This is a genomic window from Nonomuraea roseola, assembly GCF_039535395.1.
GTDB classification, from domain to species: Bacteria; Actinomycetota; Actinomycetes; order Streptosporangiales; family Streptosporangiaceae; genus Nonomuraea; species Nonomuraea roseola.
In genome coordinates, this window is sequence record NZ_BAAAXC010000015.1 from 516,163 (window position 1) to 532,968 (window position 16,806).

The 16,806-nt window shown below is 69.4% G+C and carries 18 protein-coding genes; 5 read left to right on the forward strand and 13 right to left on the reverse strand.

Annotated features, from left to right (window positions below; genetic code table 11):
- Nucleotides 1–4: 4 nt before the first annotated feature.
- From ABFX55_RS25545 to ABFX55_RS25575, 7 genes are all read right to left on the reverse strand, one after another.
- Nucleotides 5–1,345, reverse strand: a complete 1,341-nt coding sequence (locus ABFX55_RS25545; RefSeq protein WP_346124993.1) for a BTAD domain-containing putative transcriptional regulator — start codon at nucleotides 1,343–1,345, stop codon at nucleotides 5–7.
- Complete coding sequence (locus tag ABFX55_RS25550; protein WP_346124995.1) at nucleotides 1,321–2,802, reverse strand: amidohydrolase; 1,482 nt, start codon at nucleotides 2,800–2,802, stop codon at nucleotides 1,321–1,323. Before ABFX55_RS25550 ends, ABFX55_RS25545 begins: the two co-directional genes overlap by 25 nt.
- Nucleotides 2,799–3,422, reverse strand: a complete 624-nt coding sequence (locus tag ABFX55_RS25555; RefSeq protein ID WP_346124997.1) for an FMN-binding negative transcriptional regulator — start codon at nucleotides 3,420–3,422, stop codon at nucleotides 2,799–2,801. Before ABFX55_RS25555 ends, ABFX55_RS25550 begins: the two co-directional genes overlap by 4 nt.
- A 500-nt stretch (nucleotides 3,423–3,922) precedes the next feature.
- Nucleotides 3,923–4,738 (reverse strand): SAM-dependent methyltransferase, encoded by an 816-nt coding sequence (locus ABFX55_RS25560; RefSeq protein ID WP_346124999.1) that lies wholly within the window; start codon nucleotides 4,736–4,738, stop codon nucleotides 3,923–3,925.
- A 368-nt stretch (nucleotides 4,739–5,106) separates the two neighbouring features.
- The gene (locus ABFX55_RS25565; RefSeq protein ID WP_346125001.1) at nucleotides 5,107–5,430 is read right to left on the reverse strand and encodes a hypothetical protein; all 324 of its coding nucleotides are present in this window, start codon (nucleotides 5,428–5,430) and stop codon (nucleotides 5,107–5,109) included.
- The gene (locus tag ABFX55_RS25570) at nucleotides 5,431–5,661 is read right to left on the reverse strand and encodes a hypothetical protein (RefSeq protein WP_346125003.1); all 231 of its coding nucleotides are present in this window, start codon (nucleotides 5,659–5,661) and stop codon (nucleotides 5,431–5,433) included. It abuts the gene before it with no gap.
- Between the two features lie 226 nt (nucleotides 5,662–5,887).
- A complete protein-coding gene (locus tag ABFX55_RS25575) occupies nucleotides 5,888–7,516 on the reverse strand; it encodes a SulP family inorganic anion transporter (protein ID WP_346131247.1) in 1,629 nt (542 codons plus the stop codon).
- Nucleotides 7,517–7,902: 386 nt separating this feature from the next.
- On the opposite strand from ABFX55_RS25575, the gene ABFX55_RS25580 reads away from it, so the two are divergent.
- The gene (locus ABFX55_RS25580) at nucleotides 7,903–9,102 is read left to right on the forward strand and encodes a DUF2254 family protein (protein ID WP_346125005.1); all 1,200 of its coding nucleotides are present in this window, start codon (nucleotides 7,903–7,905) and stop codon (nucleotides 9,100–9,102) included.
- On the forward strand, nucleotides 9,099–9,374 hold the full coding sequence (locus ABFX55_RS25585) for an ester cyclase (protein WP_346125007.1): 276 nt from the start codon (nucleotides 9,099–9,101) through the stop codon (nucleotides 9,372–9,374). The genes ABFX55_RS25580 and ABFX55_RS25585 overlap by 4 nt, the downstream gene beginning before the upstream one ends.
- A 70-nt stretch (nucleotides 9,375–9,444) precedes the next feature.
- Here the strand turns inward: ABFX55_RS25585 and ABFX55_RS25590 are convergent, their stop codons facing one another.
- The 4 genes from ABFX55_RS25590 to ABFX55_RS25605 all read right to left on the reverse strand — a co-directional run bounded on the left by ABFX55_RS25590 (nucleotide 9,445) and on the right by ABFX55_RS25605 (nucleotide 12,725).
- On the reverse strand, nucleotides 9,445–9,813 hold the full coding sequence (locus tag ABFX55_RS25590) for a phage holin family protein (protein ID WP_346125009.1): 369 nt from the start codon (nucleotides 9,811–9,813) through the stop codon (nucleotides 9,445–9,447).
- Nucleotide 9,814: 1 nt separating this feature from the next.
- Nucleotides 9,815–10,336: an LURP-one-related/scramblase family protein gene (locus tag ABFX55_RS25595; protein ID WP_346125011.1), complete on the reverse strand. Its 522-nt coding sequence runs from the start codon at nucleotides 10,334–10,336 to the stop codon at nucleotides 9,815–9,817.
- A 174-nt stretch (nucleotides 10,337–10,510) separates the two neighbouring features.
- Nucleotides 10,511–10,918, reverse strand: a complete 408-nt coding sequence (locus tag ABFX55_RS25600; RefSeq protein WP_346125013.1) for a DUF389 domain-containing protein — start codon at nucleotides 10,916–10,918, stop codon at nucleotides 10,511–10,513.
- 7 nt (nucleotides 10,919–10,925) lie between these two features.
- Nucleotides 10,926–12,725, reverse strand: a complete 1,800-nt coding sequence (locus tag ABFX55_RS25605; protein WP_346125015.1) for an alkyl/aryl-sulfatase — start codon at nucleotides 12,723–12,725, stop codon at nucleotides 10,926–10,928.
- Between the two features lie 190 nt (nucleotides 12,726–12,915).
- Between ABFX55_RS25605 and ABFX55_RS25610 the strand changes: the two genes are divergently transcribed.
- Entirely contained in the window at nucleotides 12,916–13,080 is a 165-nt protein-coding gene (locus ABFX55_RS25610; protein WP_346125017.1) for a hypothetical protein, read from the forward strand.
- On the opposite strand, the gene ABFX55_RS25615 is transcribed toward ABFX55_RS25610, so the two are convergent.
- A complete protein-coding gene (locus ABFX55_RS25615) occupies nucleotides 13,064–13,693 on the reverse strand; it encodes a response regulator (protein WP_346125019.1) in 630 nt (209 codons plus the stop codon). The two genes, ABFX55_RS25610 and ABFX55_RS25615, sit on opposite strands and share 17 nt — an antisense overlap.
- A complete protein-coding gene (locus ABFX55_RS25620; RefSeq protein ID WP_346125021.1) occupies nucleotides 13,690–14,859 on the reverse strand; it encodes a sensor histidine kinase in 1,170 nt (389 codons plus the stop codon). Before ABFX55_RS25620 ends, ABFX55_RS25615 begins: the two co-directional genes overlap by 4 nt.
- 148 nt (nucleotides 14,860–15,007) lie before the next feature.
- On the opposite strand from ABFX55_RS25620, the gene ABFX55_RS25625 reads away from it, so the two are divergent.
- Both ABFX55_RS25625 and ABFX55_RS25630 read left to right on the forward strand, forming a co-directional pair.
- Nucleotides 15,008–16,069: an ABC transporter permease gene (locus ABFX55_RS25625; RefSeq protein ID WP_346125023.1), complete on the forward strand. Its 1,062-nt coding sequence runs from the start codon at nucleotides 15,008–15,010 to the stop codon at nucleotides 16,067–16,069.
- Nucleotides 16,066–16,734, forward strand: a complete 669-nt coding sequence (locus ABFX55_RS25630; RefSeq protein WP_346125025.1) for an ABC transporter ATP-binding protein — start codon at nucleotides 16,066–16,068, stop codon at nucleotides 16,732–16,734. The genes ABFX55_RS25625 and ABFX55_RS25630 overlap by 4 nt, the downstream gene beginning before the upstream one ends.
- Nucleotides 16,735–16,806: the final 72 nt, after the last annotated feature.

A 16,806-nucleotide genomic window follows, 5' to 3' on the forward strand; every position in this document is an offset into this window, starting at 1 on the left:
GCTGTCAGGCTTGCAGGAACGGCGCCAGCTTCTCCTCGCACGGCGCGTGGCCGATCTCCCGGCACAGCCGGAGGGCCTGCGTGGCCATGCGCGCCGCCGCCTCGTCCTCACCTCGTCGCCGTTCCAGGACCGCCAGCTCTGTGAGCGCCGCCAGCTCCGGCAGCCGGTACGAAGCCTCGATCGACACGTCACGACCCTTCAGCGCGTGGCGGACAGCGCCCTCGTGGTCGCCCACGGCGGAGCGCAGCCGGGCACGGGCGATCGACGAGTACGCCGAGTGCCAGCGCAGGCCACTCGCGGCGATGAGCTCGTCGGCCAGGTTGAGGCTGTCCTCTGCCTCGGCGGTCAGACCGAGGTGGAGCCCTGCGTCGGCCAGGAGCACCGCACCGGCCGGGGGCAGGAGCGGCAGGACCTGGGCCGCGGAGCGGGCGTTGTCCAGGAACAGCAGGACCGAGCGCCTCGCCAGCAGGGAGCGGTAGAGACCGAGCCTGTCCTCGAAACCGCCAGGCGCCTGGTCGGGATCGACACCGAGCGAGGCCAGCAGCCGGGTCAGCGCGACGGCTGCGGTCAGCGGCTCGTGGTCGGAATCGTAGCCGCGAAGATCGATGTAGAGCTGGCCGTCGGGGAAACGGTCCGCGGCCTGGTGCGCCCAGTGCAGCGCGAGCGCCGTCTTGCCCATGCCGGCCGTCCCGCTGAGCACGCACACGCCGTCGCCGCCGCCCAGGCACTCCTCCAGCCACGCCAGCTCGGCTTCGCGGGCGACGAACCCGCGCACGTCCCTGGGCAACTCCGCCGGCCGCGCGGCCACCGGCGCCGCCAGGGGTGCCGCTGACTCGCGCGGCGGCGGAGGGGACGGCCGCGCGGGAGGAGAGTCCGGCCCCGCGCTGCGCACCGGGCTGTCCGGTTCGTCGGCGAGAAGCTGCTGGTGCAGCCGGCGCAGTGCCTGCCCGGGCTCGATTTCCAGCTCATCCACCAGCCGCTGCCGCACATCGCGGTAGACGGCGCGGCGCCCGCACCGATGCAAGGCAAGCATGAGTTGTCCCAGTAGCCGTTCGTGCAGCGGGTGCTCGATCACCGCGCTCCTCCGACTGGCCCACCGGGCAGCGGTCGTCGTTGACCGCGTGCACCAGCAGGGTCGGCGTACGCACCTGCCGTACGCGCTCGATCGGAGACTGGGCGCGCAGCAGCACGCCGCCCGCGTAGGAATCGCCGCCGAACTCCAGGGAGGCGAAAACGTGGCTGTGAGGTGCTCGGCGTCGACCTGGCCGACGCCGACACCCGCTTCGCACTGCAGATGGCCTGCCGCGTCAGGCTGCTGGGCTAGACACCCTTGCGCCAGGTCCACCGGCCCGCGAGCATCGTGGCGGTGACCGGCATCGACCGCAGAGCCCTGCCCTCAAATGGGTTGTCGTCGATGACCACCAGGTCGGCCTCGTCGCCTTCGGCCAGGCTCGCCCGCCCGTTACGGGTCGAGGCCGCGATCGCTTCATCGATCGGGATCGCGTGCTCAGGATGCCAGGGCTCGCGGCCATCCCGGCTGCGGTCGACGGCGGCGGCGATCGTGACCCACGGATCCAGCGGAGACACCGGGGCGTCGGAGCCCAGCACCAGCCGTGCGCCGGCCGACAGCAGCGCGCCGAAGGCGAAGGCCCGCCCCGTACGGCCGGCCCAGTGGTGGTCGGCCACGTCCCTGTCATCCATCGCGTGCTCCGGCTGCACGCTGGCCACCACTCCAAGCGCGGCGAAGCGGCCGAGGTCGGCCTCGTCCAGGAGTTGCGCGTGCTCGATCGTGCCCCGCGCGCCGACGCGCTCGAAAGCATCGAGCGCGAGGCTGTTGGCCCGGTCGCCGATGGCGTGCACCGCCGGGCGCAGCCCCGACCCCCACGCACGCTCCATGAGCGGGACCAGTTCCTCCGGCGGCACCAGCAGCATGCCGTGAGGGTGCGCGTCGCCCTCGAGGCCCGGGTACGGGTCGTGGCAGTAGGCCGTGCGGGTGTTCAGTGAGCCGTCGGTGATGACCTTGAACGGTCCCATCTCGACCAACCCGCCGGTGTCGGGGATCACCTCGCCAGAGCGCAGGCCCCGCTCGATCGCCTCCTCCAGGTGCGAGGGCCACACCCCGCACGCCACCCGCAGCGCCCTGTTGCCGTCGCGGACGCGGCGGACCCAGGCGTCCAGCGGCCAGGGCGCCTCCAACTCGACCACACCGACAACACCCCGCGCGGCCGCCGCCGCCGCGGTCTTCGCCGCCCACGCGTCGAGCAGCTCAGGCGGCAGCTTGTTGACCTCGGCGAGGATCGGCTGCCATTCGGACTCACGCAGGACGCCGGAGGCGTGCTCGGTCCAGCCGTACCTGCGGGCGGCGGCTGAGTTCAGCCAGCACGAGTGCAGGTCGCCGCTGATCAGCACGACGGGAATGTGCGCGACGTCGGGAGCGGCGGCGTCCAGCAGATCGCGATGGGGGCGGTCGGCCCACATCGCGTCGCGGAAGCCGTAGCCCACCAGCGGCAACTCCCCCTCCGGCGGCCTGGTGCGCAACCGCTCCGCCACCAGGCGAGCGGTCGCCGCCGCCGACTCCGCCCCGGACAGGTCCACACGCTCGCGGGCGAGCGTCCACTGGTCGAAGTGCACGTGGTGATCCCAGAGGCCCGGCAGCACGAAACGGCCGTCGAGATCGACGACCTCCCAGCCGGGCTCGGCGGTGATGCTCTCACGGACCCGCGCCACGCGGCCGGCCGAGACCAGCACATCGTACGGCGCGGCGTTCCGGCCCAGCCGGGCCGAGCGCAGCAGGGTGTTCATACCGTCTCCTCAGAGGTCCAGACCCGGCGCGTCTCCCGCGCGAGCGCGGCGTCGGCGTACTGTTCGTCGGTTTCGAGCGCGTGGATGATGTTGCGGGCGATGGCGGCGGGTTTGTCCTGGCTGAGCTTGGCCTTGGCGCTCCAGTGCGTCACCCGCAGGCGGAAGCCCGCCACGCCGTGCGCGATGCCGCGCGCGTGCCCTTCATCGATTCTGTACGGCCACGGCCGCACTCGCTCGAAGCGGTCGACCGTGGCCGACAGCACGTCGAAGGTCTCCTCCGGCCCCAGCAGCTCGGGGTATCCGTACAGGTGGGCGGCCACGTAGTTCCACGTGGGGACAGCGAGGGCGGCGCCGTCACCGTACCAGCCGGGGGAGACATAGCCGCCCGGCCCTTCGACGATCAGCAGCACCGCGTGACGGCCCAGCTCGTGCAGCTCGTCATCGGGCCGACCGAGATGGCTCACCACCGACAGTTCGGGGCCGTCCTCCAGCAGGACCGGAAGATGTGAGGCTACGCTGCCGCACGTGGTGCCGCTCACCAGGGTGGCCCAGGGATGGTCCGCGACGAGAGCACGCACGCGCGCCTCGTCGTCCAGCAGATAGTCAGGATTGTGGCGCACAGGCACGACTGTCGCCTGCTGCACCGCCGTGACCTAGAGGGTGTCGGCACAAGAAGTGCGGCCTCATTGTGGCCACACAAAGGATGACAGCCCAGCTCGTCGCAGCCCCCAGCGACCGCCCCGTCCTCCTCCGCCTCCACATCCATCTGCTTGACCAGCACGTAGGTGGGCGGCAGGGTGGGGTGCGGTCGCCTGCGATGGTGCGGCGTTCTGGGTGCGAGCCGGACAAAGCGGCGCCTCGAACGCATGAACGTGATCCGGCACATCGGCGTCGGCCAGGACGCGTCCATGAGAGTCGGGAACTTGGCATCTCGATCGGCCCCGCACACCGCGGAGAAGGCCCATCCCTGCAGCCTTGGGGTCGGCCAGACCGTCGATGGGGCCTGGACCGCAGGGTTGGGAACGCCAAACCACGGGCCAGACGTACTGGCCGAGTTCAGGCGCAGGGTTCGATCGGCACCAGCCCAACCAGACCGGCCAGTGGGCCTCCTGCCGGGCTGTCACGGTTTACGGGCGATGCCGCAGACGGCGCTCACGACAGCCGTCGGCTCATCCCACCGATCAGGTTCGGGCCGCCATTGCGGCGTCGGCACCACGCCCGGCTCCACCAGGTCGAGGCCGGCGAAGAACGCCGCGATCTGTGCCGGGCTGCGTAGTTGGTAGGTGTTGGCCGCGGTGCGGTTGTAGTTCGTCACAGCCCGGACCAGTGCCGGATTGGTGTCGGTGCCGTCGCTCAGCGCCAGATAGCTGCCCGAAGGCAGGCGTTCCAGCAGCTGACCGATGATGGCCGCGGGGTTGTCATCGTCGGTGAGCTGGCCGGCGATGCTCAGCATCATCACGGCGACGGGCCGGGTGAAGTCGAGAGTCTTGGCCGCTCCGTTGAGGATCACGTCGGGGTGACGGACGTCGGCATCGATGTAGTCGGTGACGCCTGGCTCCGCGCTGGTGAGGAGCGCGCGAGCATGCGCCAGGACAATGGGGTCGTTGTCCACGTACACGACGCGGGTCTCGGGTGCGATGCTCTGGGCGACCTCATGGGTGTTGTTGGCAGTAGGCAGGCCGGTGCCGATGTCCAGGAACTGGCGCACTCCCGCCTCGCTCACCAGGTACCGGACAGCGCGCATGAGGAACTCGCGCTGGAGCCGGGCGACCATCGCGAAGTCGGGGAACAACTTCAGCAGGGTCTCGCCGACCTCGCGGTCAACGGCGTAGTGATCCTTGCCACCCAACAGGAAGTCCCACACGCGGGCGGAGTGCGGGATGGTCGTGTCCACGCGCTCCCATGCCGCCTGCGCGGCGGAGCTCTCGTCGCTCATTGTTCATCCTTGAAGATGGAGGGCTTCCGACCGTACAACGTGCTACCCGGGCTCACCATTCTTGGAGCCCGGCGAGGCGAACCGGCCATTCTGGGCGCGCCGAGGATGTGCGGCCGACGATCCGGCCGCACCCGAAACCGATGGGTTCGGCTGTTCTGCCACCGCCAGCCCAGCGCGGAACGAAATATCACCAACCGACATGCCTTAACACTAAAAGATCTTACTTCTCATCCGACGGTCGCAGGTTCGAATCCCGCAGAAAGCATTTCGATCATGGCCCTGACCTGTGGAAATACACGAAGGCACGAGAAACGGCCCCGGTCCCCCGCTTCGACGCGACGGACACGAGGCCGGTCCCCCGACTGCGATCAGGCGCGCATCCCCTGCCGGAACTCGGCGGGAAAGCTGTCCAGCGACGACTGCGGCACGCCCAGGGCCCGCAGCCCGGAATGGCTGAGCGCGACGCTGGACCACGCCCGGTCCGGCGGCTCCCACCATCTGGCGCTGGAGGCGACGCGGGGCGCCAGGTGGGCCAGCATCCCGGCGCTGCGTGGCTCCCAGTGCTCCTGCTGGTTGAGCCGGTGACGCTGGAGGGAGGAGCGGCGGTAGACCTCCTTGCGCGCCCGCATGATGTCGCCGAGGGGCGCGTGTTCGGCCGTCACCCGCCACGGGGTGAAGGAGAGCGCGTCCATCTAGATGCCCTGCGCGTACTCGGCGGGCAGCTCGTCGAGGATCTCGACCTCTCCCCTGAGGAGCCCGTACCCCTTGGCGTGCGCGTCACGGACCGCCAGGCCGGTGCCCTCAGCGGTGACCGATTCGGCGATGAACCGCTCGGTCTTGGCGATCGCGGTCCGCAGCATCTCGTCGGAATCGGGGACGGCGGCTTCGACGTCCGGGGTGTAAGGAATGAATCGCGATGGCATGAGCTCGACCATCTCCCCTGTCCGCAGCTCGACTGCGAGGTGACCTCTGATCCTCACCCACCGTAGGTACGCGGGCAGGCCGAGCGCGTGGTGACGGCGGCCATCTGACAGTCAGATCGCCGAAAAGTGCCCATTCATGCGCTGCGTCGGTCCACGCCGAATCGGGGACTCCGGCAGGGCGTCGCCGGCTCCGTGGATGCCCTGGTCATCCGTACGGCGCGACTCGTCACCCTCCCTGTGGCCCCGGATCAGGACTTCTGCCCGACCTGACACCCTCCACGGCTGCTTCGTTGGAGTCGAAATGTGTGAGGTTGAACTCGTAGTGTGTCAGCAGGTCGCGCAGGCCCCCCGTGGCACGTGCCACGACGAGGCGTCGTCCTGCCGCAGTCAGCTGCGCCTCCACCTGACGTAGCGCCTCCGCTCCCGTGGTGTCCACGTCCGAGATCGCTTCGGCGTCAAGGACCACGTCGGTCGTCTCCAACGCGAGGATCTCCGTCTTGAAGGTGTCGGCGTTGGCGAAGAAGAGCGGTCCCTCGAATCGGTATACCGCCGGTCCCGGGCCAGGCTCGTGGGCACGGATGTAGCGCCCGGCCGGGCCCGGCTTGAGTATGGCCGTGCTCGGCTTGGACGCCCGCCGTACCATGTCGACGGCTGACAGCAGGAAGGCGATCACCACCGCCGACAGTGACCCCAGCACCGGCACGCCGAGCAGGCAGACCACGGCGATCCAGAATTCGGAGCGGCGCAGCCGCCACAGCTCGGCCAGCTTGCGCACGTCGATCAGCTTGATCACCGCGACGGCGACGATGCCGGCCAGCGCGGCGTTGGGCAGATAGGCCAGCAGATCGCTGAAGAAGGCCAGCAGGATCGCGACAACCACGGCGCAGACAAGGCTGGGGATCTGCGAGCGGGAGCCGACCGAGTCCATGGCCGCCGTGCGCGACGCGCTTGAGCCGATCGTCATCGATCCGGTCAGGCCCGCCGCGATGTTGCTGGCACCGAACGCCCTCAGTTCCTGGTTGCCGTCGATACGGTAGTCATGCTGCTCGGCGTAACGCCGCGCGGTCAGCAACCCGTCGGCCAGCGTCACGGCGCAGATCGCGATGGCGCCGGGGATCAGCGAGGCCCACTGGCCCAGCGTGACCCCGCTCGGGAAATGGGGCGTGGGCAGGCCGGAGGGCACGGAGCCGAGGACCGACACACCCTTGCTGTTCAGCCCGGTGGCGGCTACGGCCGCCGTGGCCGCGACCAGCGCGATCAGCGGTCCTGGCAGCATCGGCGCCAGGCGGCGCAGCACCAGGATCACCGCCATCGTGGCCACACCGATCAGGACGTTCCACCAATGCGCCTGAGGAATCTTGGTGACGATCTCCCACACCTCGGGGAAGAACTCCTCGGACGTGGTGGTGATGCCGAGGATCTTCTTCACCTGGCTGGTGAGGATCTCGACCGCCAGGCCGGCGATGAAGCCGACCAGCACGGGCTCGGACAGGAAGTTGGCCAGGAAACCGAGCTTGAAGACGTAGAACAGCAGAAACACGGCCGCGCACACCAGCGATTGGGCGTAGGCGAGCTCCACGTAGTTCTCGCTGCCCGCGACGGCGAGCGCGCCCAGCAGTGAGGCGATCAGGGCCGCGATCGGGGCATCGGGGCTCGCCACGAGCTGACGTGAGGAGGAGAGCAGCGCGAACACCAGCATCGGTGCGATCGCCGCGTAGAGGCCCACCACCGCCGGGAGGCCGGCGATCTGCGCATAACCGATGTTGAGCGGAATCGCCAGCGCGGCCAGCGTGATCCCAGCGACGATCTCCCTCGGCAGATCCGCTCGTGGTACCCCTCGCAGCCCCGCGAACATCACGGCCGCTCGCGCCCTGCCGTCGGATCATCGACCATATGTGGGAGTTACCCGGTCGTCAGCCTGCAGGGGCTTGGGGGCGGGCAAAACATCAGCATGTGTCATCGTCGTCGCCAGGAATCGGGGGCTGCGGCCGGCTTGTATCCGGTGAGGCGGTGCGTCCAGCGTGTGGCGAGTCCGTGCAGCGTGGCGGGCCCCGTACGGAGGGTGCGTCGGCGAGCGGGCGCGGGCCGTACGGAAGGCGTCAGGTCAGTCGTCCTCGCTGCGGACCATCATCAACTGTTGGCTCGTTTCTGACATTGCCCGCGACGGGGCTCGGGTAGGGCCCAGGCAATGCGCAGTCATTCATCGATCGGGCCCGACTCCGAATGCGTCTACTCCGCCTCATGAACGAAAGTGGTTCGCCGACGCTGTTCCGGCGGCCTCGGCGGCGCCTGCGTGCCGAACTGGCCCAGATCCTCTGCGCGGTGGTCGGCCTGGTGGGAGGGCTGGCCCTGCCCGCGCTGCCGCCCTCGCCCGCCGTTTTGAGCAAGGACATCATCGGGGCGCTCTTCACCATCGGGTTCGGCGTCATCGGCCTGGCCAGCGTCGTCTTCTCCCTGCTGTTCCTGGTCGTGCAGTTCACCTCCGGCACCTTCACTCCGCGGCTGAACCTGTTCAGTGACGATCCGATCGTCTGGCGGACCTTCGCCTTCGCCGTCGGCGTCTTCATCTACACGATCACCGCGGCGCTCGCCGTCGCTCATCGCGGACGTGTCTCCGTCGTCGTTCCGGTGGTGGCGCTGCTCCTGGCGCTCGTCGCGGCGCTGCTCATGCGTACCGTCCAGCTGCACGCCTTCGTCTTCATCCGGCTCACCCCATGTCTGGACGAGATCAACCAGCGCACCCGCAGAGTCCACGACGCCGTCTACAGCGCGCCCTACCGGGACACCCCCGGCGAACCGGTCGACCTGCCCGCGCCTGTCATGCCGATTCGCTGGTCCGGCCGGCCCGTCGTGCTCCAGCAGATCAACGTGCCCGCGCTTCTCACCGCGGCGACCGATCACGACGTCGTCATCGCCCTGCGCGTCCCCATCGGGGGGCAGCTTTTCGAAGGTGACCTGCTCGCCGAGGTCCACCAGCACGCCATCCCCGACCAACTCCTCCTGCGCAACACCCTCACGGGAAGGGAGCGCACCTTCGACCAGGATGTGACGTTCGGGCTCCGCCTGTTGGCGGACATCGCGCTCAGAGCCCTCTCCACGGCCGTCAACGACCCCGCCACCGCTGTCCAGTCGCTGGAGCAGATCCACGACCTCCTGCGTCGCCTGGCCGGGAAGGAGCTCGACATCGGCTACGTGGCCGACGCCCGCGCCAGGGTCCGGCTCGTCATTCCCCTCCCGACCTGGGACGACTATCTGCGCCTCGCGCTCGACGAGGTCATCGTCGCCGCCTCTCACAGCCCCATGGTCCTGGTACGGCTGCGCGATCTGCTGCTGGGGCTGTACGACGAGGTGCCTCGCCCCCGCAGCAGTTCGGTCGCCGACCGCCTGCGACTCGTCGAGGATCGCCTGCGGTCCGACTTCCCCCGGGAGATCTCCGCGTGACCTGCGCTGCCATCCTGATCCCCCAGGGCTGCGCGCCGGTGGCCTCGCCGGTGGAGCTGCCCGACGGCACGGTGGTCGCCGAATGGCGACTCACCGCGCGGCACACCGGGAGCCTGAAGTTGGACGACGACGTCGTCATTCCGGCGACCGGACGGTCTCTGGACCTGCGGGGTGCGCTGTTCGCCAGGGTCGACCAGGGCCGGATCAGCGAGTTCCGCCAGTACTGGGACGAGGCTGATCTGTTCGAACAGCTCGGCCTGCTCCCGGCCTGACGTCGTCGAGGCAGGTGGTCGAGGCAGGTGGTCGAGGCAGGTGAAGGCGCGCCGCGTCAGATCAGCCGCGTCAGACGCGGATGAAAAGGCCGAGGGCCCAGCTCACGACGCTGATGATGAGCGCGCCCCACACGGCCGGCCAGAAGCCGGCCACGTGGAACGGCAGGCGCAGCAACCCGGACAACCAGCCCGTCAGGAGCAGCAGCCCGCCGTTGACCACCAGGGCGAACAGGCCGAGCGTGAGAATGTAGAACGCGCAGCCCAGAACGTGGATGATCGGCTTGAGGACCACGTTGACGATGCCGAAGATCAACCCGACGCAGACGAAGGTCAGAAGCCTCTCGATCAGGGAGTCGGCCTGCACGTAGATGCCGTCGACGACCAGCGTCGTCACCCACAGCGCGGCGCCGACGATCAGGATCTTCAGCAGAGCTCTCAAGTCATCGCCCCTCGTGGCACAGGACGTCGATGCACACGGCGGTGGCGAGCAGGAAAGGAATGTCCTGGCCTTCGACGATCGAGATCGCGTAGGTGTCGCGGACGCTCAACCATCGCTTGGAGACCTCGGCGACGATGGAGTCGTCACGGCTGATGGTGTACTCGTGGTCGAGGAAGTTACCCCGTGTGTGCAGCTCGCCACCGTCGGCCAGGTCGATGGTGAAGCGGTCGCGCAGGCCGATGAGGTGCTTGTGCACGGTCGCCACGGTCTGGTCGCCATGCTGCATGACCATGGTCTCCCGGAGACGGAGCAGCTTGCGCTGGAGGTGGAGCAGCTCGTTGTCCGAGGTGTCCTTGAGTACGAAGGTCTGGCGCAGGCGCAGCGCCTTGCCGTCGACGCGGTAGGCGTGCTGGCCGAGGCCGTTGTCGATCCAGTAGTCCTCGCCGACGGACGCGAGGCGCTGCCGGAGCTGGTACATCGTGGTGGCCGGCGGCGCCGGATCATCACCCCTTCTGAAGATCATTATTCACCCCCACATGCCGAAGCCGCCTCGATGGAAACGTCCTGCCCTGAAGCCGGCAAAGACAGGGCCGGACAACCGGCAAGTCTCCCCTCCCGGAGGTCCTGCGGACGATGGTCGTCTCACCGAGGTCGGCGTCACCCGGGAGGCCTCAGGAGCCCATGCGTCCAACAGTGATCAGGCGGCCCTGGGTGGTCCGCACGACGACCGAGAGGCGGCGGGGATGACGCCGTGGAGGCGGGCGAGCAGATCAGAAACCGGTGGCGGGTCGGCGGGCGTACGGACGGCGATCCGGAAGGTCATCGCCCGCCGCGACCTGCCGGCCGACGGGAGCCCCGCGTATCCGAGGGCGGCGAACACGAGCGACAGCATGTTGGACAGGAAGAGCATCGGCGCGCCGCTCCCAAGGCGCACTCCCACCACGACGAGCGGGGGCACGAGCGGGATCGAGATGGCCACGCCCGGCAGTACCGCGGCCACATCGCGGCGGGCGAGCGCGAGGCGGCGACGGGCCCCGCCATGGTGTCGCCGCTCCCGCCCCTGATCCGACTCCCGATCTGAAGTCCGGCCGCTGGGTCGACTCACCCGCCTGTCACGGCGTGACGATGTCGAAATCGCGATCGTCGTCGTCCAGAAGCCCGATCAGCGTTTCGAGCGCCTGGCGGTCGCCGTCCATCTGGATGCCGTCGAGGCTCTGCGACGCCACCAGGCCGAGCAGTTGCGGCTTGGTGAGGGTCACGGTGAGGTCGGCGGGGGCACCGTCGCGGTTATGGGTCTGGGTGAGCACGCCGTTGGCGAGGCTGAGCCTGATCTCCTCGTCGAGATCGGTGAACTTCCAGTCGATCGTCAGGCGGGTGTCCCAGGCACGCGGACCGTTGACGCGGATGGCGATCGAGTCGAAGACCTGACTGAGGCTCAGGGCGCTCACCACGTCCGGGGTGGCGCTGTCGAGGGTGTTCTCGGGCTTGCGGCCGCGTAGCTCGGCCGCGCCCTGCAGATAGAAGTTCCGCCAGGTGCCGTTCTCGCTGCCGTATCCGAGATGGTCGTAGACCTCGGCGAGTAGGTCGCGGGCGGCGCTCTCGTCAGGATCGGCGAAGACGGCATAGTTGAGAATCTGTGCGGCCCAGCGCCACTCCCCGGCCTCGACGGCGGCCCTGGCCTTGGAGAGGACGCTGTCGATCCCGCCCATGCACTCGACGTGCTTCTTCGCCGACTCCTCGGGGGGCAGCTCCCACAGATGAGCGGGATTGCCGTCGAACCATCCCATGTAGCGCTGGTAGATGGCCTTGACGTTGTGGGAGACCGAGCCGTAGTAGCCGTGCGTGTGCCAGGCCCGCTCCAGCGCCGGCGGCATCTGGATCATCTCGGCGATCTCCGTGCCGGTGTAGCCCTGATTGAGCATCCGCAGGGTCTGGTCGTGCAGGTAGGCGTACAGGTCCCGCTGCTGGGACAGGAACTCGGTGAGTTCTCGGGTGCCCCAGGTCGGCCAGTGATGCGAGGCGAACAGCACATCGGACTCGCCGGAGAACAGCTCGATCGCCTCGGTGAGATAGCGGGCCCAGACGCGCGGGTCACGGACGAGCGCGCCACGCAGCGTCAGCACGTTGTGGAGATTGTGGGTGGCGTTCTCCGCCATGCACAGGGTGCGCCGGTCGGGCAGGAAGAAGTTCATCTCGGCCGGCGCCTCGGTGCCCGGCGTGAGCTGGAACACGATCCGCACGCCGTCGATCACCTCCTGCTGCCCCGTCCCGGTGATCGTCAGTGTCGGCGCGATCAAGGAGATCGTGCCGGTGGAGGTGGTCTGGCCGAGTCCCGCGCCGATCTGGCCGGTCGGATTCCGGGGAAGCTCCGCCCCGTACATGAAGATGGACCGCCGGTTCATGGCGGTGCCGGCATACACGTTCTCGGAGACGGCATGCTCCAGGAAGCCCGCCGGAGCGATGATCGGAACCTCCTCCCCGCGCGCCACCACTCCGCGGACACCGCCGAAGTGGTCGGCGTGAGAGTGGGTGTAGATGACCGCGGTCACCGGGCGATCACCCCGATGCTCCCGGTAGAGCGCCAACGCCGCCGCCGCGGGCTCGACGGACAGCAGGGGATCGACGACGATGACGCCCCGGTCCCCCTCGATGAAGGAGATATTGGACAGGTCGAACCCACGCACCTGGAAGACGCCGTCGGTCACCTGGTAGAGGCCGTGCCTGGCGGTGAGCTGGGACTGGCGCCACAGGCTCGGATTCGCCGTGTCAGGGCATTTCGCCGTGAGGAAGGCGTAGGCGTCCAGGTCCCAGACGACCCGGCCCGACGCATCTGTGATCTCCGTTTGGGACACCGACCCCATGAAACCCCTGTCGGCTTTCTCGAAGTCGGCCCGGTCTTCGAGCGACGGCATGACGTCCACAGGACCCCCCTGAAACAAGACAAATGCTGCCGCCTTATTCCCCGGACTTTCCCGGCTCAGCACAACGGAACGGGCAAAAGACCGCATGTACGGCACGCACGGCGATCACGGGGACCGCCACGCTGCACGCGGCCAGCACCGTGCTGACGGCTGCCCTCTCGCGGACGCCAGTCCGATCGCGTTGGCCGGCACGATCGGCACGCCCGTCACGACCACGATGCCCGCCACCCAGCCGACCAGGGACCCGGTGCTGGCGCCGCCCGCCTCCGGCCATCAGAAGGACCGGCTGGAACAGGACGGCGTGCACTCCTTCGCAACGACGGAGGGGTTCAAGGGGAGCGGATGAGGCCCTTCCTGGTGGCCGTGGCGACGGCCGCGGTGCGGGAGTCGACGCCGAGCTTGGCGTAGATGTGCACGAGGTGGGTTTTCACCGTGGTCTCGCTCAGGAACATGCGCTTGCTGATCTGCCGGTTCGACAGGCCGGCGGCGACGTGGCCGAGGACTTCCAGCTCCCGCGCGCTGAGGGTGGCCTCGGGGGTGCGCACCCGGCCCAGCAGGCGGGAGGCGACGCTGGGAGCGAGCGCGCTGGCGCCGCTCGCGGCGGAGCGGATGGCGGCGTGCAGGTCGTCCGAGGGAGCGTCTTTGAGCAGGTAGCCGGTGGCGCCCGCGTCGATCGCGGCCACGATGTCGGCGTCGGTGTCGAAGGTGGTGAGCACCAGGACGCGTGGCCCGTTGGGCGTCACGATCTGCCGGGTGGCTTCGCTGCCGTGAATGCCCGGTCCGAGCTGCAGGTCCATCAGGACGACGTCGGGGGCGAGCTCCCTGGCCGCCTCGACGCCCTCCTCGCCGGTGGCGGCCTCGCCGACCAGTTCGAGGTCGGGCTGCCCTGCGAGCATGGCGCGCAGGCCCGAGCGCACCACGGGATGGTCGTCCACGAGGAGGATCCGGATCGGCGTCATGGCTTGAGGGGAAGAGTGGCGGCGACAGCCGTACCCTCTCCGGGTGAGGACTCGACGGTGAGGGTCCCGCCCAGGGCGGTCACGCGATCACGCATGGCGCGCAGGCCGTAGCCCGTTACGGTGGCGTCGAAGCCTCGACCGTCGTCGTAGACGTCCAGCGCGATCATGTCCTCCAGGTAGGTGAGGGTCACGTTGGCGTGCTCGGCCGCCGAGTGGCGGCTGACGTTGCCCAGCGCGCCCTGGGCGATGCGCAGCAGCGCCAGATCGTATTCGGCGGGCAGCGGCACCGCGGCGCCTGAGACCTCGAAGCGGACCTGTGTGCCGGTGCTGGCCGCGGCCGTGTCGCTGATCCTGCGCAGCGCGGTGGTCAGAGACGCGTGCTGCAGGGCGGGTGGGGCCAGCGCGCGTACGAAGTTGCGTGCCTCCTCGAGGTTGTCCTGCGCGGCCCGCTCGGCCTCGGTGATGTGCCGTTCAGCGTCGTACGGAAGGTCGGACAGGTCGCGGCGGGCGGCGCGCAACAGCAGGATGATGCTGGACATGCCCTGGGCGAGGGTGTCATGGATCTCCCTGGCGAGGCGTTCCCGCTCGGCCAGGCGGGCTGACTCGCCCTCCATCCGCAGCAGCCTGCTCCTCGTGCTGACGACGTCCTCGATGAGCAGGCGGCGCTGCTCGCTCTCCGAGTAGAGCGCTTTGTAGACCAGCGCCATCAGCGTGGCCACCACCGCGCCGATCGTGGGCCCGATCACCTGCGGTGGGGTGACGGCTCCCGCATGCCAGCCGGTCGCGGCGATGGCGGCGGCGGTGAGGAGCACGACGCCCGGCAACGCGACGCGCAGGGGCAGCAGGTGGAGGCAGGCGAAGAACAGCGGGAAGGCGAGCCAGGTGAACTGCGGCGAACCCACCACGAGTACGGCCCAGCCGAGCGTCACGACGGCGAGCCAGACGCCCCCCAGCACAAGGTGGACGGGGCCGCCGAAGTGGGGCAACCGGCCCTCGATGAGGATCCCCACGGCGTAGAGCACGCCGAGTAGCAGGCCGCCGATCATCAGCGGCATCCGGCCCTCGTGCCCGACCGCGGCGACCGCGAGCACGAGCAGCACCGCGAAGGTGCCGTGAATGGCCCACCGGAGCAGCCTGAGTGCTGGGGGGAAGGGAAAGTCCATCATTTTCCCCCAGGGTAGGTGAGCCCTTCCGCTGCCCGGATCGTACAAATGATGTATTTGCGAGCGACCGAATGAGGGAAGCCGCGCGGGGATTCCCTGCAGCAGGCTGGACCGCGTTCGCGTCCACAGCTATGCATCGGGGGTTCGCGCCGTGTTCGTGGCGCTCAGAGATCTACGTTTCGCCAAGGGAAGATTCGCCCTGATGGGCGTGGTGGTCCTGCTCATCACGCTCCTGGTGACGATGCTGTCCGGCCTCACCGCCGGACTGGCGCGGGAGAACATCTCCGCGATCATCGGCCTGCCGGCCGACAGGATCGTCTTCTCGGGTGACGGGAAGCCCGCCTTCTCCGACAGCCGCATCACCGACAGGGTCTGGCGTGAGTGGCGGTCGGTCTCCGCCGTGGAGCGGCTCGGCATCACCATGGGCCGTATCACGCACGGGGCCCGCGGGAACGCCGCCGCGATCTTCGGCGTCGAGCCGGGCGGCCGACTGGCCGCGGCGGCCGGGCCCGTGGGCAGCGGCGACGTCGTGCTGTCCGCCACTCTGGCCGAGGAGAGCTCGCTGGCCGTGGGAGACCGGGTACGGCTCTTCGGCCGCGACTTCACCGTCTCCGGCACCAGCGCCGCGGCCTCCTACAGCCACACCCCCGTCGCCTGGATCGGCGTCGACGACTGGCAGCGGATCGGCCGCCAGAGCGAGCCCGACACCGTGGCCACGGTCCTGGCCGTGCGCGGCGGGCAGGACCGGGATGTCGCAGCCGACGACAACCGGCTGGGAACCACGACCGTGCCGCTGGCCGACGCGCCCGCCGCGATCGGCTCGTTCTCCTCGGAGAACGGCTCGCTCCAGCTCATGCGGGCATTCCTGTTCGCGATCTCCGCGCTGGTCATCGGCGCCTTCTTCACGGTGTGGACGATCCAGCGTCGCGGGGACGTCGCGGTGCTGAAGGCACTGGGCGCGAGCACCGGCTACCTGCTGCGCGATGCGCTCGCCCAGGCCGTACTGGTGCTGCTGCTTGGCGCCGGGATCGGAGGGGCGCTCGGCGCGGCCATGGGCGCGCTGGCCGAGGGCACGGTCCCGTTCGTCCTTTCGGTCACCACCACCGTCCTTCCCGTCGCCGTGATGATCCTGCTCGGCGCCGCCGGCGCGGTGCTGGCGATCCGCAAGATCACCTCCGTCGATCCGCTGACCGCGCTGGGAGCGTCCCGATGACCCTGAAGCTCTCCGACGTCGTGCTGACCTACCCCGACGGCGACAGCATGATGACAGCGCTCGACCACGTCGAGCTGGCCGTGGCGCCGGGTGAGTTCACCGCGGTCGTCGGCCCGTCCGGCTCGGGCAAGTCCAGCCTGCTGGCCGTCGCCGCCACCCTGGTCACCCCCGCCTCCGGGAGCGTGATGGTGGCCGGGCAGGAGGTGTCAGGTGCGAGCCGGGAGGCGAGAACCCGCATCAGGCGTGAGCACATCGGCATCGTGTTCCAGCAGTCCAACCTGCTGGCCTCGCTCACCGCGCTCGACCAGCTGCTGGTCATGGCCGACCTGTCAGGCCACTCGACGAAGGGGGCGGCCTCCAGGGCCCGCGAGTTGCTGCTGGCCGTGGGCCTGGAGGACAGGCAGAATCGGCGGCCGCACCAGCTGTCCGGTGGCGAGCGACAGCGGGTCAACATCGCCCGCGCGCTGATGAACCGGCCCGAAGTGCTCCTGGTCGACGAGCCCACGAGCGCGCTCGATCACCAGCGCGGCGCCCAGATCGTGTCGCTGCTGGCCGATCTGACCCGGCGGGAAGGCCTCGCGACCGTGCTGGTCACGCACGACCTGGCCACCCTGAGCATGGTGGACACCGTACTGAGGATGACCGACGGCAGGTTGACCGGTTGAGCGGCGTCAGACGCGAAGCCGAGCCCGGCCGCTCCGCCGTTTCAACGCGCCGGACACGAATGCCGACCTCTC

Coding starts and splice junctions, on each gene's coding strand:
- ABFX55_RS25550 (WP_346124995.1), bottom strand. CDS start 2,802: ATGAACACCCTGCTGCGCTCGGCCCGGCTGGGCCGGAACGCCGCGCCG.
- ABFX55_RS25570 (WP_346125003.1), bottom strand. CDS start 5,661: ATGCCATCGCGATTCATTCCTTACACCCCGGACGTCGAAGCCGCCGTC.
- ABFX55_RS25580 (WP_346125005.1), top strand. CDS start 7,903: ATGAACGAAAGTGGTTCGCCGACGCTGTTCCGGCGGCCTCGGCGGCGC.
- ABFX55_RS25595 (WP_346125011.1), bottom strand. CDS start 10,336: ATGATCTTCAGAAGGGGTGATGATCCGGCGCCGCCGGCCACCACGATG.
- ABFX55_RS25615 (WP_346125019.1), bottom strand. CDS start 13,693: ATGACGCCGATCCGGATCCTCCTCGTGGACGACCATCCCGTGGTGCGC.
- ABFX55_RS25630 (WP_346125025.1), top strand. CDS start 16,066: ATGACCCTGAAGCTCTCCGACGTCGTGCTGACCTACCCCGACGGCGAC.
- ABFX55_RS25560 (WP_346124999.1), bottom strand. CDS start 4,738: ATGAGCGACGAGAGCTCCGCCGCGCAGGCGGCATGGGAGCGCGTGGAC.
- ABFX55_RS25620 (WP_346125021.1), bottom strand. CDS start 14,859: ATGATGGACTTTCCCTTCCCCCCAGCACTCAGGCTGCTCCGGTGGGCC.
- ABFX55_RS25605 (WP_346125015.1), bottom strand. CDS start 12,725: ATGCCGTCGCTCGAAGACCGGGCCGACTTCGAGAAAGCCGACAGGGGT.
- ABFX55_RS25575 (WP_346131247.1), bottom strand. CDS start 7,516: ATGTTCGCGGGGCTGCGAGGGGTACCACGAGCGGATCTGCCGAGGGAG.
- ABFX55_RS25565 (WP_346125001.1), bottom strand. CDS start 5,430: ATGGACGCGCTCTCCTTCACCCCGTGGCGGGTGACGGCCGAACACGCG.